The organism is Litchfieldia salsa (genome assembly GCF_900104555.1).
In the GTDB taxonomy this organism is placed as follows: domain Bacteria; phylum Bacillota; class Bacilli; order Bacillales; family Bacillaceae_L; genus Litchfieldia; species Litchfieldia salsa.
Window position 1 is genome coordinate 98,778 of sequence record NZ_FNJU01000002.1, and the last position, 21,771, is coordinate 120,548.

Genomic DNA, 21,771 nt, shown 5'->3' on the forward strand with positions numbered 1-21,771 from the left:
TTTGAAAATAAAAAAGATTAGTTCTTATTGAACTAACCTTACGTTACTACTATTTTTCAAGTTCAGTTTCTGTTTTCGATTCTATATCAACCGGTCTCTCAAATGTTAATCGACCTAGCTTTTCACCACGGAGTTCCCTAATAATGAGTTCTGCTGTTTTATCATAGTCAATATATCCCCCTGACATCTTGCAGCCTCTTCGCTTACCAATTTCATCGAATAATTCAACGATATCTTCGGGAATAAACTCAAGCTGATAACGCTCTTTAAGACGATTAGGGTAATTCTCTTTTAGGAAGTTTAACGCATATACTGCAATTTCCTGTAGGTTAAGTAATGTATCTTTAATAGCACCTGTTGTTGCCAACCTTAATCCTACTTGCTGATCTTCAAATTTCGGCCATAGGATTCCTGGAGTATCTAGAAGTTCTAGCTCCTTGCCAACCTTGATCCATTGTTGTGCTTTTGTTACACCTGGACGATCGCCTGTTTGTGCTATATTTTTCTTTGCTAAACGATTAATTAATGTTGATTTACCGACATTGGGAATTCCAACAATTAATGCTCTTATCGCTCTTGGCTTAATTCCCCTTGATGCCATTTTGTCAAACTTATCTTTTAAGATAAGCTTGGACTCTGCTACGATTTGCTTCATACCTGTTCCAGTTTGTGAATCAATTGCTAGTGCAGTAATTCCGCGATCTGAGTAATAGCTTATCCACTCTTTTGTAAGATTACTATCAGCTAAATCAGCTTTATTTAAAAGTAATAATCTTGGTTTGTTTGTAATGATTTCATCAATCATTGGATTTCTTGATGACGCAGGAATTCTAGCATCAACTAGTTCAATCACAATATCAATTAATTTTAATTTTTCAGTTACTTGGCGTCTTGCCTTTGCCATATGTCCAGGAAACCACTGTATCGTCAAATTTACCACCAACTTCTATATTCTTACGATTTTTTCGTTAATCAACCATTCGAATATCTGCGAATGGCCAATACACCATATTCGTTTTACCCATTACTTCATCAATTGAAACAGGGCCAATATGCCTACTATCTCTACTCTGTCTGCGATTATCTCCCATCACAAATAAGTGCCCATCAGGAACCTTAATTTCAAATGGCTCTGTTAAAGGAGCATCGAAAACCTCTTTTTTATACTCAACTAGATAAGGTTCATCATAGGATTGTCCATTTATGTACAAAATATCATCCTTATATTCAATATGGTCACCCGGCAGCCCAATTATTCGTTTTATATAATCTTTCTCTTCGGTAGCATGAAAAACGACAATATCAAAGCGGTTTGGGTTACCAATCAAGTAACCAATCTTATTCACTAACATGCGGTCTTTATCTTGTAGAGTTGGCATCATTGAATACCCATCCACAATAATTGGGGCAAATAAAAAATAACGAATCACAGCGGCTAGAATAACTGCTATGGCAAGGGCTTTAAGCCACTCAAAAAGCTCATTTTTTTGTCGGGTCATTTGCTCCTCCACCTAACTGTACGATTTACCTTTAAAAATTTATATTCTTTATATGTATTTATTAGTACATCTTTTATTTAGGCTGTTTTCATATAGATGTTACTTTTAAAGCCGCAGGAGTCTACGTGTATTCAGCCTGCTTATATAACGACCATTTCAAAGTTTATTGTCTAAAACAACAAACTTTGAGAATACAGCTTTATAAAAAAGAAAGATCCCTTATTTATTATAAGTTGTTTAAGTAGAAAATAAAAGGAGCTTGTATATTAGACAAGCTCCTAACTGGTGTATTATCGAATTTCTTTAATACGTGCTTTTTTACCACGAAGTTCGCGTAAGTAGTAAAGCTTCGCACGGCGTACTTTACCGCGACGAACAACTTCAAGTCTCGCGATTTTTGGTGTATGCACTGGGAATGTACGCTCAACACCCACTCCGTAAGATACCTTACGAACTGTAAATGTTTCACTAATTCCACCACCACGACGCTTAATCACAACACCCTCATAAACCTGAACACGTTCACGAGTACCCTCGATAACTTTCACGTGTACACGTACAGTGTCTCCAGGACGGAATTCAGGTAGATCAGATCTTAATTGTTCTTTTGTGATATCTTCAATTAATTGTTGCATCGTTCATTCATCTCCTTCCAACAGACGCTCATGACAAGGCTTTTTATATCATTGCAGCGGAACATCTTAATAGGACAAGGACTTTCAGAGCCCAAGTCACAAAGATAATCTTACCACTTAAAGGAGCTTGATGCAATAGTTATTTTTGTTCTTCAAACTCTTTTAACCACTTTTTTTGTTGTGATGTTAATGGATACGACTTCAACATATCTGGACGTCTTAAGAAGGTTCTTCTTAACGCTTCTTTTTCACGCCACTCTTCAATATGTTTATGATTACCCGACAGTAATACTTCTGGAACTTGGTACCCCCGAAATTCAGCTGGCCTTGTGTATTGTGGATGCTCTAGTAGTCCTGTACTATGTGAATCCTTTATTGGAGAATCCTCATTTCCTAGCACACCTGGCAATAGCCTTACTACACTATCAATAATGACCATCGCAGGAAGCTCACCACCAGTAAGGACATAATCTCCAATCGAGAATTCATCTGTTACTAAATGAGTACGAATTCTCTCGTCATATCCTTCATAATGACCACAAACAAAAATGAGATGATCCTCATTAACTAGCTCTTCAGCATGTTTTTGCGAAAATCTTTCTCCTTGTGGACAAAGCAGAATGACCCTTGGCTGATTAATCTCGTTTTTTGTCAACTCTTCAACAGCATCGAATAGTGGTTGTGGCTGAAGAACCATCCCTGCTCCTCCACCATATGGATAATCATCGACCTTATTGTGTTTATTTGTTGTGAATTCTCTAAAATTCACTACATTGTAGTCTACTTTACCCATCTCATTTGCTTTTTTTAAAATAGATTGTCCTAAGACACCTTCAAACATTTCAGGAAAAAGTGATAACACATCTATTTTCATAGTAAGCCTTCCATTACTTCAATTCTAATCCGCTTTTCATCGATATTAATTTCCTTTACGATATCCTCGATATACGGGATTAATATTTCTTTACCATTCTTACCCTTTACTACCCAGACATCATTTGCACCAGGTGTCAAAACCTCAGTAATTTTTCCAATTTCTTCACCTGATTCAGTTATGACTGTACACCCGATAATTTGATGGAAATAAAATTCCCCTTCATCCAATTCAGTAAGCTGTTCTTCTGGCACTTTAATAAGTGCATTTTTGAATACTTCAACTTGGTTCACATTGTCAAAGCCTTCAAATTCCAATAGGTCAAATTGTTTATGTGTTCTATGACTTTTAACAACAACATGTACTGGTTCCTGCTTTTCCGGAAAAAACAAATATAAGTCATTCCCTACACGGTAACGTTCATCTGCAAAATCTGTTCTGGAAACGACACGAACCTCACCCTTAATTCCGTGTGTATTTACAATTTTACCAACATTAAACCAATTATCCATTTCTTCACCTCTAACGTATTTCCTGAATAATTCCTTCTTTAACAATAATTGTTTTGGCTTGCATGATCTCATTCCAATTGTCGCCGGGACTAACTTCAACTAGAGCTTGTACTTCTTTTTCTTTTAATTCACTACCTAAAGGTAGCATATGTATTTGACTTATTTGAAAATCAAGAAGTTTCATTTTTTCTTCTCGGTTTGTCATTTCTTTATGATATTGATTATTTATGGTTACTTTATTTTGTTTTACACTTTTATCGAATTTTTTTAGTTCGAATTTAAGTTGTTCGAGTTCCTTCTTAAGTTGTTGTTGTTTTTGTTGAAAGGATTCTAACAATGATGATTTACTATTTTCGGTTAAAATTTGTTTCACAATCACCGTTTGAATGATTTTCATCAAACATTTCAACTCCTACAAAACACTTTTTTAGATAATTTAAAAAAAGGGGAGGTTAGCCCTCACCCTTTTTCCTTATTCGTTAATTTCTAGATGAATTCGTTTATTATGACTAGTCCCTGCTGCATATACAACAGTTCGAATCGCTTTAATGACCCTACCCTGCTTGCCAATAATCTTTCCAATATCTTCTCTGTTAACTGATAACAAATAAGTGATATTTCGCTCGTCAGTTGTTTCTATGATAGAAACTTCCTCAGGATGATCAACAAGTGGTTTTACGATCGTTTCAATTAACTCTTTCATCTTGTCCACATTCATTACTTGCCAAGTTTTACGTTATGGAATTTTTCCATAATCCCTTGTTGCGAGAACAAATTGCGAACTGTGTCAGATGGCTTTGCACCATTTTGTAACCATTTTAATGCTAACTCTTCATTAATCTTAACTTCTGCAGGTTGGTTTACAGGATTGTAAGTTCCTACAGTCTCAATGAAACGTCCATCACGTGGTGAACGAGAATCAGCTACAACAATACGATAGAAAGGAGATTTATTTGCTCCCATACGCTTTAAACGAATTTTAACTGCCATTTTAAATAGCACCTCCGAAAATATTTCAACAAGATATAATATTAGCAAGTTCACTAACGTTTGTAAAGTCTTTTTTCTTTACATATGATTAATTTCCTTACATGAAAGGAAATTTCATCCCTTTTTTCTTTCCTTTTGACATACTCGTCATTTGTTTCATCATCTTTTTCATGTCCTCAAATTGTTTCAATAGTCGATTAACCTCTTGAACAGTCCTACCGCTACCTTTTGCAATTCTTTTTTTGCGACTAGCATTAATCGTCTCGGGATGTATTTTTTCATCCTTTGTCATTGATTGAATGATCGCTTCGACATGACTAATCTGTTTATCATCGACTTGAACATTCTTCAAGCCTTTCATTTTGTTAGCCCCTGGAAGCATTCCTAGGATTTCATCCAATGGACCCATCTTACGCACTTGACCTAATTGGTCTAAAAAGTCATCAAATGTGAATGATGCTGAACGAAATTTTTGCTCTAGCTCTTTCGCCTTTTCTTCATCAACAGAACTTTGAGCCTTCTCAATTAATGTTAGTACATCTCCCATCCCTAAAATACGGGATGCCATTCTTTCAGGATGAAATGCCTCTATTGCATCTAGCTTTTCGCCAAGACCCACATATTTAATTGGTGTATTTGTAACTGCCTTAACTGACAGTGCTGCACCACCTCGTGTATCACCATCAAGCTTAGTCAGTACAACTCCAGTTAAACCTAATAAATCATTGAAACTACTTGCAACATTAACTGCATCCTGACCTGTCATCGCATCTACTACAAGGAAAATTTCGTCAGGCTTTGCTATCTCCTTAACTTGAACGAGTTCATCCATAAGCTCTTCATCTATATGAAGACGCCCAGCAGTATCAATTAAAACATAATCATGATGCTCTTCTTTCGCCCTTTCAATTGCTTGCTTTGCAATTTCAACAGGACTCACCTGATCACCAAGAGAGAATACAGGCATATTCAGTTGTTTCCCTAATGTTTCTAGCTGTTTAATTGCAGCTGGTCGATAAATATCTGCTGCAACTAGCATTGGCTTACGATTATGCTTTTTCCGAAGAAGATTCGCTAGTTTTCCTGTTGTTGTTGTTTTACCGGCCCCTTGTAATCCTACCATCATAATGACAGTTGGTGGTCGTTTTGCAACAGCAATCTTGCTTTGTTCTCCACCCATGAGTGCTGTTAACTCTTCTTGAACAACTTTTATTACTTGTTGTCCCGGAGTTAAACTTTTCATGACTTCTTGTCCAATCGCACGTTCACTAACCCGCTTCACAAAGTCTTTGACAACCTTGAAGTTTACGTCAGCTTCAAGAAGTGCAAGACGAACCTCACGCATCATTTCTTTTACATCCGCTTCGGTTACCTTACCCTTACCACGTATCTTTTGAATGGTATTCTGCAGTCGGTCGGCTAATCCTTCAAATGCCATTCATGCCGCCCCCCTATTCTAATTTCTCCAACGACTCTACAACTTCTTCAAGCTTTTTTGGCAATTCATTACTTTCAATCATCAATTTTAGCTGAACTAGTATCTTTTGTCGTTCTTGAAATTTATAAAATAGTAACAGTTTTTCTTCATATTCTTCCAGCATAGCCTCTGTTCTTTTAATGTTATCATAAACAGCTTGACGGCTAACATTATATTCATCTGCAATTTCACCAAGGGAGTAATCGTCAAGATAATATAGAGACATATAACTACTCTGCTTTGGAGTTAACAACGTTTGATAGAAATCAAATAAATAGTTGACTCTTGTTGTCTTTTCAAGCATTGTTATCACCCCTTGTTAAGTGAAATACCTTTACAAGTAAATAGTTTACAATTCATAGCAAAAGATGTCAAGTTTTTTTCTTTACACCTTTATTCTTTTTCTTCTGTTTCTGATACATCCAATAAATCAGCAAATAACCCATAAACATATTGCTCAGCATTGAATTCCATCAGATCATCAACTTTCTCACCTAATCCAACAAGTTTAACTGGAATTTTCAATTCATTCCGAATGGCTAGAACAATACCACCTTTTGCAGTTCCATCCAGTTTTGTTAATACGATCCCCGTTACCTCAGTAGCTTCTGAGAAAGTTTTTGCCTGTGTTAATGCATTTTGTCCTGTCGTTGCATCTAGGACTAACAATACTTCATGCGGAGCACCAGGAAATTCGCGCTCAATGACACGCTTAACTTTTTCTAGCTCTTTCATAAGGTTTACTTTATTTTGTAAACGCCCAGCAGTGTCACAAATAAGCACATCGACTTTTCTTGACTTAGCCGCTTGGACGGCATCAAACATAACAGCAGCAGGATCTGAACCCTCTGACTGTTTTATAACATCAACCCCAACTCTTTGACCCCATACCTCTAGTTGATCAATTGCTCCAGCACGAAAGGTGTCACCTGCAGCTAAAAGTACTGACTTACCTTCGTTTTTTAGTTTATTTGCAAGTTTTCCAATTGTGGTTGTTTTCCCAACTCCATTCACTCCTACCACTAGGATAATGGATAACCCTTCTCTTTCAATGTTTAATTGTGGTGAAGATTCGTCTCCCCCTTGATAAATCTCAATTAACTTCTCTGAGATCACCGCTTGAACCTCTTTTGTATCTTGAATATTTCGTCGTTTCACTTCCATCTGTAACTGATCGATGAGTTCCATTACCGTTGAAACACCAACATCAGCGGCAATTAATATTTCTTCAAGTTCCTCAAAAAATTCCTCATCAACTTTGCGGTACCTAGCCACTAGATCATTTACACGTTCTGAAAATGAATCCCTTGTTTTGGTTAAACCCTCTTTAAATTTTTCTGTAACCGTATCTGTTTGCTTTGAAATTTTTTCTTTAAGCTTTTTAAAAAAACTCATTAGATCCGACCTTTCTTTTATACAAATTCCTTAGAATCCTCAAGCTTTACTGACACTAATTTTGATACTCCTGATTCTTGCATTGTAACACCGTATAATACATCGGCTTCTTCCATTGTCCCTTTTCGATGTGTGATAACGATAAATTGCGTTTCTCTACTGAAGTTTCTTAAATATTGGGAGAATCGGAATACATTTGCCTCATCAAGTGCGGCTTCAACTTCATCGAGAATACAAAAAGGCACAGGTCGCACCTTTAATATTGAAAACAGTAATGCAATAGCAGTAAGTGCTCGTTCACCACCTGAGAGAAGACCGAGGTTTTGAAGCTTTTTACCAGGAGGTTGTGCAACAATTTCAACACCTGTATTTAGTAGATCATCCGGGTTTGTCAAACGCAAATCAGCCCTACCTCCACCAAATAAAGCCTGAAACACACCTTCAAAATGAGATTTTATGTTCAGAAAAGTTGTTTGAAACTTTTTCTTCATCTCTTCATCCATCTCATCAATCACCTTATAAAGGGTGTCTTTTGCAGTTTCTAGATCCTCTTTTTGCTCAGTTAGAAATGTAAATCTTTCTGAAATACGCTCATATTCATCAATCGCACCAAGGTTGACAGTCCCAAGCTCTTCGATAGCAAGTTTAATTAGCTTTACTTTCTTTCTCGCTTCAGCAAGGTCGATTCCTAGAGGGTACTTTTCCTTAGCTGCTTCATAACTTAGAAAATACTCTTCTCTTAAATTGGTTAAGCGATTCTCCAGTTCTACATCTAATCGGTTCACCTTAACCTCTTCATCTTTTAATACATCGACAATCTGTTTATGTTGTCGTTTTTCTTCTTTTAGTTCTCTTTCAATATCCTCTAGAGATGTATGAAGATTTAATCGTTTTTGTCTATGGCCACTAATCATATTGAGTGTTTCATTTTTATCGTTGAGTTTCTTTCGTGCTGCTTCTTCTAATTCTTGTTCTCCTGATGAGTTGGTAACCAAATCACTATTCAAGAAGTTCCAGTCTTCCTTCATTCGTTCTAATTTCTTAATAGATTCATCATTTTCGGTTTCAAGATTCATCAATTTTTCTTTTTGACTTTGAAACAGCTGATTCTTCTCTGCCAACACTACTTTAAGGTCAGTAATTTTAACCTGAATCGACTCTTTTGACGTTTGCTCATCATTTCTCTTAGAGGTTAAATCCTGAATCTCTTGATTTAGTTTACTGATTTCCAGTTCAGTTTCTTCAAGTAATCCATTAAGTTCATTACTTCTTTCAATCAATCTCATTTGGTCCTGCTGGGACAACAGCTTTTCATGATCATACAGTGAAAGGTGTTCATTCACATTACGCTCTTTGAGCTCAATTTCGCGGTATTGACCTTTTAAAGATTGCTCTTTTAACCTTAATGTTTCTCCGGATTCACGCAATCCCTCTAACCGTTCTTCTAGTTCAACAATTATTTTCTTTTCTGCCTTTACTTGATTTTCCAGAACAGTTGTTTTCTCTTCCATTTCTTCAAGTTTTTTTATAATACTTTCTAATTCTCTACCTCTACCTAACAATGAGTTTGACGTTTTCTTAACGGCACCACCTGTCATTGATCCACCTGGATTAACAACATCACCATCTAACGTGACCATTCGATAACGGTATTGAAGCTTTTTAGCAAGTTCATTCGCACCCTTTAAATCAGTTGTAACTAGTACATTCCCTAATAAACTTGAAATAACAGAACCATATTTTGAGTCATACTTTATTAATGAAGCTGCCGAACCAATAAATGATTCATGACCCTTTACTACCTCTAATTGGGCTTCATTCATTCTTCTTTCCTTTATAACATTTAAAGGCAGGAATGTTGCTCTACCGTAAGAGTGCTTTTTTAAATATTGAATGGCTGCTCTCGCATTTGTTTCATTGTCTACCACAATATGTTGTGTCGCTGCACCAAGTGCAATCTCGATTGCAGTTTCATAATCTTTTGGAACTGTAAGTAGTTCTGCAACTGCACCTTCAATTCCATTCAAACGGCCATCTCTTTCCTTTAATATTTCTTTTACCCCTTGAAAGAATCCAGAATAGTCATTCTGCATTTCTTCTAGCATCTCTTTACGTGACTTCGTTTGTTGAAGGTATTGGTAGGCTTGATATAATGTTTTTTCTTTTTTATCATATACTCCTTTTAATTTCTCAAGATTATCAACCACTTCACGATAACTCTTAATTTGATTAGCCAATTCCGTCTCAATCACTGAGAGCTTTGTTTGGAGATGCATTTTTTCTTGATTGATCTCTTGTCGTTCGATTATATATTTCTCATTACTATCTTCTAGACGCCTATTTTTTTGTTCTTGCTGAGTTGATTGTTGTTGAATATAACTGAGTTCATTTTTTGCAGATGCCTGTTTATTTAAAGATTCAACATACTCACTTTTAAGATGTTCAAGTTTTTCATCAATATTTTCGTCATAAACCGATAATAATGACTGATTTTCCTTAAGTGAGCCTCTCAGTTCTTCAATCATTTTTTCTAAACTCTTCAGTCGAATATTTTCATTGCTAATGGTTTCATTCGTTTGCTCTATCTTACTTTCGAGTTCAGTAATCATTTGCTCAAGCTGTACTTTGTTTTGATCACCATTTTTCTTTCGTTCTTTCAGTACTTCCTTTCGTCCCTCGAGCTTTTCTAATTCTTCACTTGTAACTAACAACACTTGTTGTAACTCTTGAATCATTGCATCTAGTCCATCAATTTGATCACGAATTTGTTCAACATGTGCCTCTTTTTTATTAATCATTGTCCCCATTGTTAATTCTTGTTCTGTATGTTTTTCTATTTGCTGTTTCAGATCTTCCCACTTTTGATGGAATGATTCTATTTCTACTACAGTAACCCCCACCTCGAAATGTTCAAGCTCCTCTTTTTTCTCTATATAATCTTTTGCAATGGAAGCTTGTATATTTAAAGGCTCAATTTGCCCTTCTAATTCATGAATAATATCATTTACTCTATTTAAATTTTCTTGCGTTTCAGCAAGCTTGTACTCTGCCTTTTTCTTCCTTGTCTTGTATTTTAATACACCAGCAGCTTCTTCGAAAATCGTTCTACGCTCTTCAGCTTTACTGCTAAGTATCTCTTCAACCTTCCCTTGACTGATGATTGAGAAAGCCTCTTTTCCAAGTCCTGAATCCATAAAAAGATCAACAATATCTTTTAATCTACAAGCTTGTTTATTAATTAGAAACTCACTTTCACCAGAACGAAATACTCTTCTTGTGATACTTACCTCATGATAATCAATTGGTAAGAATTGATCACTATTATCTAATGTTAATGTTACATCAGCGATATTTAAAGCCTTGCGACTGTCACTTCCTGCGAAAATAATATCTTCCATTTTCACACCACGAAGAGATTTTGCAGATTGCTCACCTAATACCCAGCGAATTGCATCAGTTATATTACTCTTACCACTACCATTCGGTCCTACAACTGCTGTTACACCTGGAACAAAGTCAACGGCAATTCTTTCTGCAAAAGATTTAAATCCAACTATATCTAAACGTTTGAGGAACATACGTTTCCCCCTTTAACCACATATTATTAATTTAGAAGGTAGGTAGTTTGTCTAAGAAAAGTCTATAAGACAGCTAGTCCTAAATACCTTTAACCTACATATTTTATCATACTTTAACATGTTCAACATTGCCAAATTAATCTCAACTAATTTTCTTTTAAAAAGGCTGTTTTTTGTAAATTGTTAAGCCGCAGGCTGAATACACTCCGCGTCCGGTGGGTATCCAGTGAGCCTCCTCGTCGCTTATGCTCCTGTGGGGTCTCACTTTGGCCACTGGTCCCACAGGAGTCTACGTGTATTCATCCTGCTTGTTTCTACTATTTCAAACTCTGTGTCTAACAACAAACTTTGCAAAAAGAGCCTTTAAAAAATATAAAAACCCCATTATATTGGGGTTCATTAAGCTTCTTTATTTCAGCCTTAATGCATCAAGGGCAATTTGGGCAGCTCTTTGTTCAGAATCTTTCTTTGATTTTCCAGAACCTATTCCTAGCTCCTCACCATTCAAAGAAACCTTTGATACAAATTCGCGATTATGGGCAGGACCCTTTTCTTGTAGGACCTTATATTCAATCATCCCTTTGCCATCACGCTGTATAAGCTCTTGTAACTGACTTTTATAATCCATCACATGAGAAAAAGCACCTTCGTTAATTTTCGGAAACACTGTTCGCTCCAGAAATTTATACACTGGGTCAATTCCTTGATCCAAGTATAATGCACCTATGAAGGCTTCAAAGACATCAGCAAGTAGTGCTGGCCTTGCTCTTCCACCTGTTAGTTCCTCTCCTTTTCCAAGAAGTACAAATTCCCCAAACGATAGGTCATTTGCAAACGAAACAAGAGAAGGTTCACATACAATGGCAGCACGCATCTTTGTTAACTGACCTTCGCTCATAATTGGAAATTTTTTGAACAAAAACTCAGATACAGTTAATTCTAGGACGGCGTCTCCCAAAAATTCTAATCTTTCATTATCCTCATATGGTTTCTTACGATGCTCATTCACATAGGATGAATGTGTAAAAGCCTGGATCAGCAGTTTTTCATTAGTAAATGAAATGCCCTGTTTGTCCTGGAACTCTTTAAATTTTTGTATAACTTTATTCTTTTTCTCGTTATAATTTTTACCCTTTACCATGTTAACCTCCACGAAAAAACAAACACAAGCAGTCTACGAGTGAAATAAAAATAGGATAAAGTCCCGTTTTTAAACGGGACTTTAAGTAAAGTGCTTTACTTTTGTAGTTTATTTATGTAGTTCACTGCGTCGCCTACTGTTGTAATATTTTCAGCCTCGTCGTCTGAGATTTCCATATCGAACTCATCTTCAAGTTCCATTACAAGTTCAACTACATCAAGAGAATCTGCACCTAAATCCTCTTTAAAAGAAGACTCAAGCTTTACTTCTGATTCGTCTACACCTAATCGATCTACGATTATTTTAGTTACTCTTTCTAATACCTCTGCCATTGTTCTTCACCTCCCCTCAAGTCATTATAGATTATTTTATTTATAAAAACTAGGTCTAGTAATAATTCTTGCTTCAAGCTTGACCTAAATTCTTATTACATCACCATTCCACCATCGACATTGATTGTTTGCCCTGTTATATATGAACTTTTTTCAGATGCTAGGAAGGTTACAATTGATGCTATATCCTCAGGATTACCAAGGCGAGCAAGAGGAATTTGCTTAAGCATCTCCCCAATAATTTCTTCAGATAATTTATCAGTCATATCGGTTGTAATAAATCCAGGAGCAACAGCATTTACCGTGATATTCCGGCTTGCAAGTTCTTTTGCTGTTGTTTTGGTTAAGCCAATAACCCCTGCCTTTGCCGCTACATAATTTGCTTGACCAGCATTTCCACTAACACCAACAATAGAAGCAATATTGATAATACGCCCTAGTCGTTGCTTCATCATTTGGCGAGTAACAGCTTTTGTACAGTTAAATACTCCCTTTAAATTGATATTAATTACATCATCCCACTCTTCTTCTTTCATTCTCATTAATAAGTTATCTCTTGTAATTCCTGCGTTATTGACAAGAATATCAAGTGAACCAAAAGTTGTAATAACTTCCTTCACCATGTTTGAAACAGAGTCTGAATCAGCGACATTTGCTTGAATAGCAATTGCTTCTTGCCCCATTTCTTTTATTTCATCAACAACTTCTTTTGCTTTTTCTTCACTACCGGAGTAATTAACAGCTACTTTTGCTCCTTGTGAAGCTAATTCCAAAGCGATTGCCCGCCCAATACCACGTGATGCTCCTGTTACTAATGCAACCTTTCCCACTAACATCTAATTATCCCCCTTAATACTTGCGATTGTTGCTTGTAATGATTCTTCATCATTTATCGAATATGTAGTTACTTTTCGATTTATTTTCTTAATTAGGCCTGATAACACTTTTCCCGGACCAATTTCGATGAATGTATCTACTCCTAGATCAATCATCGCTTCGACACTCTGTTGCCATAATACAGGAGAATATAATTGCTCAATTAACTTTCGTTTAATCTCCTCGCTGTCACTCATTTGTTTACCGGTCACATTAGCGATTACCGGTACAGCTGATTGCTTTATATCACATTGATCTAGGACTTCAGTTAATTGAAGAGCCGCAGGTTTCATTAATGAGGAATGAAATGGACCACTTACTTCAAGTGGAATAACACGTTTTGCACCACTTTCTTTCGCTTTCTGAGAGGCTACTGTAACCCCTTCGGTTGACCCAGAAATAACAATCTGCCCTGGACAATTGATGTTAGCCAATTGCACTGGATAGCCTGTTTGATCCACTTCATCTGTCACTTCTTTAAGGAGGATGTTATCCATCCCTAGTACTGCTGCCATGGTACCTTTACCCGCTGGTACAGCCTCTTCCATAAATTCGCCACGTTTTCTTACAAGATAGATCGCGTCCTCAAATGTCAAAGCTCCAGCAGCTACTAGGGCTGTATATTCGCCTAAACTATGACCTGCCATGTAATCCGCCTTAATATCAGCCTCTTTAAACTTTTGTAAAATTGCAATACTTGTTGTTAATAATGCAGGTTGAGCATTTATTGTTTTCGTTAATGTTTCTTGTGGACCATTAAATATCAATGTTGATAGTGATTCACCAAGTCGATCATCTGCCTGTTTGAAGACAGCAGCCACCTCATCAAAGTTCTCCGATAATTCTTTTCCCATTCCAACCGTTTGTGAACCCTGACCTGGAAAAACAAATGCAATCTTCCCCATAACTTACACTCCTTAATGACTCATTACTGGTTTAGTTGTTCTAACGTATGTTTTATTGTTCCTGAAACATCTTTTTCAACCATTTCCCTAGTTTGACGAATGGCACTAAAAATAGCTGTTGCGTCCGATGAACCATGTGCTTTAATGACAGGTGCACTTAATCCGAACAATCCAGCTCCACCATGTTCAGAATAGTCCATCTTATTTTTCAATTCTTTAAGCTTTGGCTTAAGAACTGCAGCAGCAAGTTTACTTTGTATATTGCTAGTCAATGCAGACTTTAACATTGAGAACACTGACATAGCTGTTCCTTCTAGAGTTTTTAATGCTATATTTCCAGTGAAGCCATCTGTGACTACTACATCGGCAGCTCCATCTAAAAGGTCTCGTGATTCTACATTACCGATAAATAATAAATCCGAAGAGCTTAGTAATTGGAATGCTTGTTTCGTTAATTCATTCCCTTTCCCTTCTTCAGTTCCTACATTTAATAAACCAATTTTCGGTTGCTTTATTCCTCTTACTTTTTCGGCATAGATGGAACCCATAATTGCATATTGGAGTAAATGCTCAGGTTTCGCATCAACATTGGCCCCAACATCTAACATTAAGAAGCCTTTACCATCAACTGTAGGTAGAGTTGGCGAAAGCGCAGGTCGATCAATCCCTTTAATACGTCCAATAACAAATAATCCTGCAGCCATTAAAGCACCTGTATTTCCTGCAGAAATACAGGCATCTGCTCTGCCTTCCTTGACTTCAGATGCCATCAAGACCATTGATGCATCCTTTTTTCGTCTGACTGCTTTTACAGGTTCGTCGTCACCTTCTATTTTCACTTCTGTATGTATAATCGATATTCTTTCATCATTCGATAAATATTGTCTAATTTTAGATTCATTTCCTACTAAGGTTATCTGAAGATCTTTAAAAGAATCTATCGCTTTCATTGCTCCCTCGACAATCACTTTTGGAGCATGATCTCCACCCATTGCATCAATCGCTATTCTCATTAAACTAATCCATCCTTTTCGTCTTATTCGAACGAAACATTTCAAATTCGCCTGAGAAAACTAATTCATTTCCCACATAACTATTCACTTCTACTAGTGTTCTCCCTTTTGCTGGTTCTAAACGGTGAACCTTTGCCTTTGCAACAACTCGTTCATTTTCCATTACCTGTCTTGTGAAATGAATGTTTGCTTTTGCAGTCAAAGCTAGCTCGTCATCAATGACGGCCACCGCTAATGAATTGGCTTGTGCAAATAAATGATGTCCTCTTGCGATTCCATTTCTTTTAAATACGTGTTCACCTGTTACATCAAAAATCGAGATGGCATTTTGATCTAAAACAAGATCAATTACTTCTCCAATGACCTCATCAATTGGTAAAGAGCGCACCTCATTATCTAAATTTATCTCAGCAACTGTCTTTATCCTCTCCCGCAGTTCAGGAATAGACAATTCTAAACGGTCTAATCGAATGGTTTGAACACTTACAGAGAATTTTTCAGCAAGTTCCTCGTCTGTGATAAAAGGTGTATGCTGAATGGTTTCTTTAAGTAATTCCTGCCGTGCTTTTTTATTTCGTTTCATAAAACTACACCACCGAACTATTATGACTAGGTACTAATAGTAGTATATAATTAAAAAAAGCAGATTGCAAGATGAAAGTCTATGTCATCCACAATCTACTTCCTTAGGATTAATCCAGCTTTTCCCCATCAATAATACCAGAGTTTGAGATATATGATCTTAAGAACTCATAGTCTGGATGCTCCCAAAATGCGGGAGAATTAATTAATTTATTGGCATCCTCTCTAGCAACTTCTAATGCTCGATAGTCATGGACCATATCTGCTACTTTAAATTCAGGCACACCACTTTGCTTCCTCCCAAAAAAGTCACCTGGACCCCTTAATTCTAAATCCTTTTCAGATAAAACAAACCCATCATTTGTTTCCGTCATAATTCTCATTCTTTCTTTTCCCACTTCTGATTTAGGATCTGATAGGAGGATACAATATGATTGTTCACTTCCACGTCCAACTCTTCCACGCAATTGGTGAAGCTGCGATAACCCAAACCTTTCAGCATCATAAATGACCATTAATGTAGCATTAGGAACATTAACACCAACCTCAACAACAGTTGTGGAAACCAATAATTGCACTACATTTTCACTAAAGCTTTTCATGACCTCTTCTTTTTCATCTGAAGATAAACGTCCATGCATTAATCCTATATTCCATTTCCCTTGAAAATGTAAGGACAGCATACTATGGACATCAATAGCATTTTGTACATCAAGCTTTTCAGATTCCTCGATAAGCGGACAAATTACATAGGCTTGTCTACCTTTAGCGAGTTCTTTTTCAATAAAATTAATGATTCGATCTAGCATACTTAACTTAGCCCAATACGTTTCAATCGATTTTCTTCCTGCAGGTAACTCATCTATAATCGATACATCCATTTCACCAAACACAGTAATAGCCAGTGTTCTTGGAATAGGAGTGGCAGTCATGAATAAAACGTCAGGGTTTTCACCCTTTTCCCTTAGTATTTTTCTCTGTCCTACACCAAATCGGTGTTGCTCATCTGTAATAACAAGGCCTAACTTTTTAAAAACCACTTCATCTTGAATGAGCGCATGTGTGCCAACTAATATATGAACACTCCCAGCCTCAAGCCTTGCTAATATATCTTTGCGTTTTTTCCCTTTAATAGAGCTCGTCAACAGTTCAACACAAACATCAGTTTTATTGAATAATTCTTTTAATGAATGTGCATGTTGCTCTGCAAGAATTTCAGTTGGCACCATTAAAGCACCTTGTGTTTTAGATAATACTGCTGCATATAAAGCAATTGCAGCTATAACTGTTTTACCTGAACCTACATCCCCTTGCAACAAACGATTCATTCGATAAGGTGATTTCAAATCATGAAGAATCTCCTTTTTAACTCGCTCTTGTGCGTTTGTCAATGGAAATGGAAGTCCACTAATGAAGGATGCCACTTTACTCTCTTGAAATTGTAACGGTGTGCCAGCACTAGCCTCTCTTTCAAATTTACGAAGTGCTTGCATCTTTAATTGAAATAACAGGAATTCCTCATATACAAAACGTCTCCGAGCCTGCTTTAACTCTTGATGATTTGAAGGAAAGTGCATGATTCGGATCGCTTCTTTTTTGGGGAGTAATTTATATTTTTGAAGTAAAGGCGTAGGTAAATTTTCTGTAATTTGTTCCCCATATTGTTTTAGCGCAATCGTAATGAACCTACGCATTCCTTTAACCGATAGATCTCCTTTAATGGAATAGACAGGTTCAATTGATTGTTGTTTTACATTTGGACCCACATGTAGTTCATTTACAGTAATCGTTTGCCTGTGTTGATCCCATTTACCAGTAATTGTTACCGTTTCATGAAGTGTGAGTTTATTTTTCATGTATGGCTGGTTAAAACAAATTGCATTAATTAAATACCGACCAACCAGCACACGGAAGGTGAGTCTAGATTTCTTCTTTGCGTAATAAGTTAGTAGCGGTTGACTATGAATCTGCCCTTCTACCGTTACTCTCTCATCATGTTTCACTTCTGCTAAATCTCTTAATTGATAGTCCTCATATCGATAAGGTAAATATTCGATTAAGTCACCAATTGTGAAGATATTCATTTCACCTAACTGAACCGAGGTTTCTTCCCCAATACCTTTTATGTCACTAACTGATCGATCAAATATATTATTCACTTTAGCTATTTAACGACATTCCAAATATCTTCGCTTCTAGTTCTCGAGCCGTTGGAGTTGCCGCTAAACCTCCTTGTGCAGTTTCTTTTAATGCTGTTGGCATTGTTTGCCCTATTCTAAACATCGCGTCAATTACCTCATCACACGGAATTCTACTTGTAATTCCTGCTAATGCCATGTCAGCCGCGACCATCGCATTAGCCGCTCCCATCGCATTTCGCTTTACACAAGGGACTTCCACTAGTCCTGCAACTGGGTCACAAACTAAACCTAACATATTTTTTAGAGTAATCGCCATTGCTTCAGCAGACTGTTGCGGTGTTCCACCAGCCATCTCAACAATTGCTGCCGCCGCCATTCCTGCTGCAGAACCTACCTCAGCTTGACAACCCCCTGCTGCTCCAGAAATACTTGCATTATTTGCAACCACAAAACCGAATGCTCCTGCAGTAAATAAAAACTCAATCATTTGATCTTTGGTTGGATTTAATTTATCTTTTAATGCAAAAAGAGTTCCAGGCACCACACCGGCTGAACCAGCTGTAGGGGTTGCGCAAATTGTTCCCATTGCCGCGTTTACTTCATTCGTTGCAACAGCTTTGCTAACAGCATCAAGCAAGGTTTCACCCGATAAAAAGTTTCCTTTTTGTATATATTTATGCATCAACACAGCATCTCCACCTGTTAATCCTGAATTGGATCTTACTCCAGCGAGACCTTTTTCGACAGCTTGCTCCATGATTGTTAAATTAAAATCCATTTGTTTAATAATTTGTTCTCTTGTTTTTCCTGTAACAACCATTTCTTGAGCGATCATAACTTCTGATATTTTTATATTTTGGTTTTCTGCAAGACTAACTAATTCCAATACATTACGAAACATAGCCGTCCCCCCTTTTTCAAATGTTGTAAAAGTTAATCAACAATCCTTGTAACTTGATTTATGTTTGGAAGGATGGAGAGCTCATTAATAACTTTTTGATCAATATTTTGATCTACCTCAATTGTCATTAATGCTAGTTTACCAACTTCTTTTCTGGAAACCTCCATATGCCCTATATTAATGGTGTGCTTTGCCAGAACATTAGCTACTGCAGCAATCGCCCCATATTTATCATTATGAACAATTAATAGTGCCGGATGATTTCCTGATAGCTTTAATAGAAACCCATTTAATTCGATAATTTCTATTTTACCACCACCAATTGAAATACCAACTAATTCAAGAACACCCTCATCATCACCAATATAAACTCTTGCTGTATTCGGGTGATCAGTGACAGCATCTTCTTCAATTATTTCTATTTCAATTCCTAAATCTGACGCAATCTTCAGAGACGTCTTAATTCTCTCATCAAAAGTATCGAAGTCCAACAAACCACCGACGATTGCAATATCAGTACCATGCCCTTTGTAAGTACTAGCGAAAGATCCATAAAAGGAGATCTTTGCCCATTTCGGTTCCCTAGCAAACAGACTTCTTGCCACACGTCCAATACGAGCAGCTCCTGCTGTATGTGAACTGGATGGACCAATCATAACTGGCCCAATGATATCGAATACACTTTTGTATTTCAATATGCGTCTCCTCCTCTACATGGACATCTTCTACAAACAGTAAAAATAGAAGGGATTAACCTTCTATTTTTTAGAAAAATTATTCAATTGAGAAGATGAAATTATATAACGGTTGGTTTCCGTTATGAACTTCAATTTCAATATCTTCATATTTTCCTTCAATAAACTCAACAAGTTGACTAACTTCCTCATCAGAAGTCTCCTGTCCAACAAGTAATGTTAAAATCTCGTCATCCTCATCAATCATTTCATCTAATAAGTTCTTAGCTACAGTGACTTTATCTTTATCAGTTGTAATAATCTTACCTTCTGCAATGCCCATAAAATCATCTTTTGTGATTTCAATACCATCAATATTTGTATCTCGAACTGCATAAGTGATTTGACCTGTCTTAACATGTCCTAATGCCTCACTCATTAATTCTTTATTCTGTGCAGAGTCGATTGAAGGATTGAAAGCAAGCATTGCTGCCATACCTTGAGGTACTGTTTTAGAAGGAACAACCACTACGTTTCCTTCAGCAACAGATGCGGCTTGCTCTGCAGCCATAATAATGTTCTTGTTATTTGGGAGGATGTAAACATTCTCCGCATGAATTTCTTCGATTGCTTTAAGAATATCCTCTGTACTTGGGTTCATTGTCTGACCACCTTCGATGACAGCATGTGCACCAAGACTTGTAAACATCTCTGCTATTCCAGACCCCATCGCTACTGTTACTATACCATAATTTTGTTTTTCTTTTTTCACATTTACCTTAGGTGCTTCTTCAATGTATTCGTCTTCTTCATATAGAAGATTACTATGTTGTTCTCTCATATTTTCAATTTTCATATTGATTAGGTTACCATATTTCTGTCCATACGAAAGAACCTCACCAGGATGTTCAGCATGTATATGCACTTTCACTAACTCTTCATCTGAAATGACTAATAAAGAGTCACCATGCTTACTGAGGTCTTGACGAAATACCTCTTCATCAAAAGCCTTTCCTTTTGGCTTAGTTTTGTCTATTTTCACCATAAACTCTGTGCAATATCCAAACTCAATATCTTCCGTATTCATATGACTTTGGACAGTACGGTGATGTTCCGCACTAACAAGTTCCTTTAAAGATGGTTTGGATTGACTATCTGGTAAATCTTCTCCTTTTAGCTCAGCTAAGAACCCTTCATATACAAATAGTAATCCTTGCCCACCGCTATCAACTACTCCTACCTCTTTTAGTACAGGTAACAAGTCTGGAGTACGATTAAGAGAAGCTTGTGCTTCTTTGACAACTTCAGTCATTAAATTGACTAAGTTGTTTTCCGTTTCAGAAACAGTCACTGCATGCCTTGCCGCATCCTTTGCAACAGTTAGAATCGTACCCTCTACAGGCTTCATAACAGCCTTATAGGCAGTCTGAACACCTGCTTCTAATGCTAATGCAAACTCGCGAGCACTGATGGTGTCTTTAGGTTCTATCGCCTTGGCAAAACCTCTGAACAACTGGGATAAAATAACACCCGAGTTCCCCCTTGCTCCCATTAGTAGCCCTTTGGCAAGAGCAGATCCAACTTTACCAACATGTGTTGAAACGTTGTTTTTTACCTCTTTTGCACCAGATGTCATTGATAAATTCATGTTAGTACCAGTATCACCATCTGGAACAGGGAAAACGTTTAAAGAATCAACCAATTTTGCATTGTTTGATAAATGAGCAGAACCTTTGATAATCATTTCTGCGAAACGTTTTCCATCTAAACTTGTAATAGACACAGACTTTTTCCTCCTCTTTACGGGTTCGTCACACGAACACCTTGCACAAAAATATTAACCGAATCTACAGCTAGTCCTACAGTTTGGCTTAATGTATATTTGACCTTTGTTTGAACATTGTGGGCAACCTCTGAAATTTTTGTACCGTAGCTAACTATAATATACATGTCAATATGTACTTCATCATTTTCCTGACGAACAATAATACCACGTTTAAAGTTTTCTTTCTTTAAAATTTCAGTAATTCCATCTTTAATTTGATTCTTAGAAGCCATTCCGATAATTCCGTAATTCTCAATTGCAGCTCCGCCAGCAATTATTGCAATTACATCTGTTGATATATCAATTTGTCCGTACTTCGTTTTTAATTCGATGGACATATTAGTTCCCCCCTTGGATTGTTCACCTTTGGCTATAGTCATTTTACTATAACCAGGCTCTTTTTGAAAGTTATTCCCTTTAC

General features: G+C 36.8%; 23 protein-coding genes. All 23 read right to left on the reverse strand.

Going from position 1 to position 21,771, the window contains the following annotated elements; all coding sequences use genetic code 11:
• Positions 1-49 precede the first annotated feature (49 nt).
• The gene (gene ylqF / locus BLQ56_RS04310) at positions 50-931 is read right to left on the reverse strand and encodes a ribosome biogenesis GTPase YlqF (RefSeq protein ID WP_090850320.1); all 882 of its coding nucleotides are present in this window, start codon (positions 929-931) and stop codon (positions 50-52) included.
• Positions 932-968: 37 nt separating this feature from the next.
• Complete coding sequence (gene lepB / locus BLQ56_RS04315; protein WP_090850322.1) at positions 969-1,499, reverse strand: signal peptidase I; 531 nt, start codon at positions 1,497-1,499, stop codon at positions 969-971.
• Positions 1,500-1,789: 290 nt separating this feature from the next.
• A complete protein-coding gene (rplS, locus tag BLQ56_RS04320) occupies positions 1,790-2,134 on the reverse strand; it encodes a 50S ribosomal protein L19 (RefSeq protein ID WP_090850324.1) in 345 nt (114 codons plus the stop codon).
• 139 nt (positions 2,135-2,273) lie between these two features.
• On the reverse strand, positions 2,274-3,008 hold the full coding sequence (gene trmD, locus BLQ56_RS04325; protein ID WP_090850326.1) for a tRNA (guanosine(37)-N1)-methyltransferase TrmD: 735 nt from the start codon (positions 3,006-3,008) through the stop codon (positions 2,274-2,276).
• Complete coding sequence (gene rimM, locus BLQ56_RS04330; RefSeq protein WP_090850328.1) at positions 3,005-3,520, reverse strand: ribosome maturation factor RimM; 516 nt, start codon at positions 3,518-3,520, stop codon at positions 3,005-3,007. Before rimM ends, trmD begins: the two co-directional genes overlap by 4 nt.
• 10 nt (positions 3,521-3,530) lie before the next feature.
• Positions 3,531-3,917, reverse strand: coding sequence for a YlqD family protein (locus BLQ56_RS04335; RefSeq protein WP_090851279.1), 387 nt, complete (start codon positions 3,915-3,917; stop codon positions 3,531-3,533).
• 75 nt (positions 3,918-3,992) lie between these two features.
• Positions 3,993-4,223: a KH domain-containing protein gene (locus BLQ56_RS04340; protein WP_090850329.1), complete on the reverse strand. Its 231-nt coding sequence runs from the start codon at positions 4,221-4,223 to the stop codon at positions 3,993-3,995.
• A 14-nt stretch (positions 4,224-4,237) separates the two neighbouring features.
• Positions 4,238-4,510 carry a 30S ribosomal protein S16 gene (gene rpsP, locus BLQ56_RS04345; RefSeq protein WP_090850331.1) on the reverse strand — a complete coding sequence of 91 codons (273 nt, stop codon included), beginning with the start codon at positions 4,508-4,510 and terminating at the stop codon, positions 4,238-4,240.
• A 97-nt stretch (positions 4,511-4,607) separates the two neighbouring features.
• Complete coding sequence (gene ffh / locus BLQ56_RS04350; RefSeq protein ID WP_090850333.1) at positions 4,608-5,948, reverse strand: signal recognition particle protein; 1,341 nt, start codon at positions 5,946-5,948, stop codon at positions 4,608-4,610.
• 13 nt (positions 5,949-5,961) lie between these two features.
• The gene (locus tag BLQ56_RS04355; protein WP_090850335.1) at positions 5,962-6,291 is read right to left on the reverse strand and encodes a putative DNA-binding protein; all 330 of its coding nucleotides are present in this window, start codon (positions 6,289-6,291) and stop codon (positions 5,962-5,964) included.
• Positions 6,292-6,380: 89 nt separating this feature from the next.
• Entirely contained in the window at positions 6,381-7,382 is a 1,002-nt protein-coding gene (gene ftsY / locus BLQ56_RS04360; RefSeq protein ID WP_090850337.1) for a signal recognition particle-docking protein FtsY, read from the reverse strand.
• A gap of 17 nt (positions 7,383-7,399) precedes the next feature.
• The gene (gene smc / locus BLQ56_RS04365) at positions 7,400-10,960 is read right to left on the reverse strand and encodes a chromosome segregation protein SMC (RefSeq protein WP_090850339.1); all 3,561 of its coding nucleotides are present in this window, start codon (positions 10,958-10,960) and stop codon (positions 7,400-7,402) included.
• A gap of 409 nt (positions 10,961-11,369) precedes the next feature.
• Complete coding sequence (gene rnc, locus BLQ56_RS04370; protein ID WP_090850342.1) at positions 11,370-12,101, reverse strand: ribonuclease III; 732 nt, start codon at positions 12,099-12,101, stop codon at positions 11,370-11,372.
• Positions 12,102-12,196: 95 nt separating this feature from the next.
• The gene (gene acpP, locus BLQ56_RS04375; RefSeq protein WP_090850344.1) at positions 12,197-12,433 is read right to left on the reverse strand and encodes an acyl carrier protein; all 237 of its coding nucleotides are present in this window, start codon (positions 12,431-12,433) and stop codon (positions 12,197-12,199) included.
• Between the two features lie 95 nt (positions 12,434-12,528).
• A complete protein-coding gene (gene fabG, locus BLQ56_RS04380; protein ID WP_090850346.1) occupies positions 12,529-13,269 on the reverse strand; it encodes a 3-oxoacyl-[acyl-carrier-protein] reductase in 741 nt (246 codons plus the stop codon).
• Positions 13,270-14,214 carry an ACP S-malonyltransferase gene (gene fabD / locus BLQ56_RS04385; protein WP_090850348.1) on the reverse strand — a complete coding sequence of 315 codons (945 nt, stop codon included), beginning with the start codon at positions 14,212-14,214 and terminating at the stop codon, positions 13,270-13,272.
• 23 nt (positions 14,215-14,237) lie between these two features.
• Positions 14,238-15,227: a phosphate acyltransferase PlsX gene (gene plsX / locus BLQ56_RS04390; protein ID WP_090850350.1), complete on the reverse strand. Its 990-nt coding sequence runs from the start codon at positions 15,225-15,227 to the stop codon at positions 14,238-14,240.
• Between the two features lie 4 nt (positions 15,228-15,231).
• Positions 15,232-15,810, reverse strand: a complete 579-nt coding sequence (fapR, locus tag BLQ56_RS04395; RefSeq protein WP_090850352.1) for a transcription factor FapR — start codon at positions 15,808-15,810, stop codon at positions 15,232-15,234.
• A gap of 109 nt (positions 15,811-15,919) precedes the next feature.
• Complete coding sequence (gene recG / locus BLQ56_RS04400) at positions 15,920-17,968, reverse strand: ATP-dependent DNA helicase RecG (RefSeq protein WP_090850354.1); 2,049 nt, start codon at positions 17,966-17,968, stop codon at positions 15,920-15,922.
• Position 17,969: 1 nt separating this feature from the next.
• The gene (sdaAA, locus tag BLQ56_RS04405) at positions 17,970-18,851 is read right to left on the reverse strand and encodes an L-serine ammonia-lyase, iron-sulfur-dependent, subunit alpha (protein WP_090850356.1); all 882 of its coding nucleotides are present in this window, start codon (positions 18,849-18,851) and stop codon (positions 17,970-17,972) included.
• 32 nt (positions 18,852-18,883) lie between these two features.
• Positions 18,884-19,546, reverse strand: a complete 663-nt coding sequence (sdaAB, locus tag BLQ56_RS04410) for an L-serine ammonia-lyase, iron-sulfur-dependent subunit beta (RefSeq protein ID WP_090850358.1) — start codon at positions 19,544-19,546, stop codon at positions 18,884-18,886.
• Between the two features lie 79 nt (positions 19,547-19,625).
• A complete protein-coding gene (locus tag BLQ56_RS04415) occupies positions 19,626-21,308 on the reverse strand; it encodes a DAK2 domain-containing protein (RefSeq protein WP_090850360.1) in 1,683 nt (560 codons plus the stop codon).
• 17 nt (positions 21,309-21,325) lie between these two features.
• Positions 21,326-21,688: an Asp23/Gls24 family envelope stress response protein gene (locus tag BLQ56_RS04420; RefSeq protein ID WP_090850362.1), complete on the reverse strand. Its 363-nt coding sequence runs from the start codon at positions 21,686-21,688 to the stop codon at positions 21,326-21,328.
• Between the last annotated feature and the right edge of the window lie 83 nt (positions 21,689-21,771).

Bases quoted from the DNA above. Each gene is read 5' to 3' on its own strand.
- lepB (WP_090850322.1), bottom strand. From the start codon at position 1,499: ATGACCCGACAAAAAAATGAGCTTTTTGAGTGGCTTAAAGCCCTTGCC.
- rplS (WP_090850324.1), bottom strand. From the start codon at position 2,134: ATGCAACAATTAATTGAAGATATCACAAAAGAACAATTAAGATCTGAT.
- trmD (WP_090850326.1), bottom strand. From the start codon at position 3,008: ATGAAAATAGATGTGTTATCACTTTTTCCTGAAATGTTTGAAGGTGTC.
- rimM (WP_090850328.1), bottom strand. From the start codon at position 3,520: ATGGATAATTGGTTTAATGTTGGTAAAATTGTAAATACACACGGAATT.
- BLQ56_RS04335 (WP_090851279.1), bottom strand. From the start codon at position 3,917: ATGAAAATCATTCAAACGGTGATTGTGAAACAAATTTTAACCGAAAAT.
- BLQ56_RS04340 (WP_090850329.1), bottom strand. From the start codon at position 4,223: ATGAAAGAGTTAATTGAAACGATCGTAAAACCACTTGTTGATCATCCT.
- rpsP (WP_090850331.1), bottom strand. From the start codon at position 4,510: ATGGCAGTTAAAATTCGTTTAAAGCGTATGGGAGCAAATAAATCTCCT.
- ffh (WP_090850333.1), bottom strand. From the start codon at position 5,948: ATGGCATTTGAAGGATTAGCCGACCGACTGCAGAATACCATTCAAAAG.
- BLQ56_RS04355 (WP_090850335.1), bottom strand. From the start codon at position 6,291: ATGCTTGAAAAGACAACAAGAGTCAACTATTTATTTGATTTCTATCAA.
- ftsY (WP_090850337.1), bottom strand. From the start codon at position 7,382: ATGAGTTTTTTTAAAAAGCTTAAAGAAAAAATTTCAAAGCAAACAGAT.
- smc (WP_090850339.1), bottom strand. From the start codon at position 10,960: ATGTTCCTCAAACGTTTAGATATAGTTGGATTTAAATCTTTTGCAGAA.
- rnc (WP_090850342.1), bottom strand. From the start codon at position 12,101: ATGGTAAAGGGTAAAAATTATAACGAGAAAAAGAATAAAGTTATACAA.
- acpP (WP_090850344.1), bottom strand. From the start codon at position 12,433: ATGGCAGAGGTATTAGAAAGAGTAACTAAAATAATCGTAGATCGATTA.
- fabG (WP_090850346.1), bottom strand. From the start codon at position 13,269: ATGTTAGTGGGAAAGGTTGCATTAGTAACAGGAGCATCACGTGGTATT.
- fabD (WP_090850348.1), bottom strand. From the start codon at position 14,214: ATGGGGAAGATTGCATTTGTTTTTCCAGGTCAGGGTTCACAAACGGTT.
- plsX (WP_090850350.1), bottom strand. From the start codon at position 15,227: ATGAGAATAGCGATTGATGCAATGGGTGGAGATCATGCTCCAAAAGTG.
- fapR (WP_090850352.1), bottom strand. From the start codon at position 15,810: ATGAAACGAAATAAAAAAGCACGGCAGGAATTACTTAAAGAAACCATT.
- sdaAA (WP_090850356.1), bottom strand. From the start codon at position 18,851: ATGTTTCGTAATGTATTGGAATTAGTTAGTCTTGCAGAAAACCAAAAT.
- BLQ56_RS04420 (WP_090850362.1), bottom strand. From the start codon at position 21,688: ATGTCCATCGAATTAAAAACGAAGTACGGACAAATTGATATATCAACA.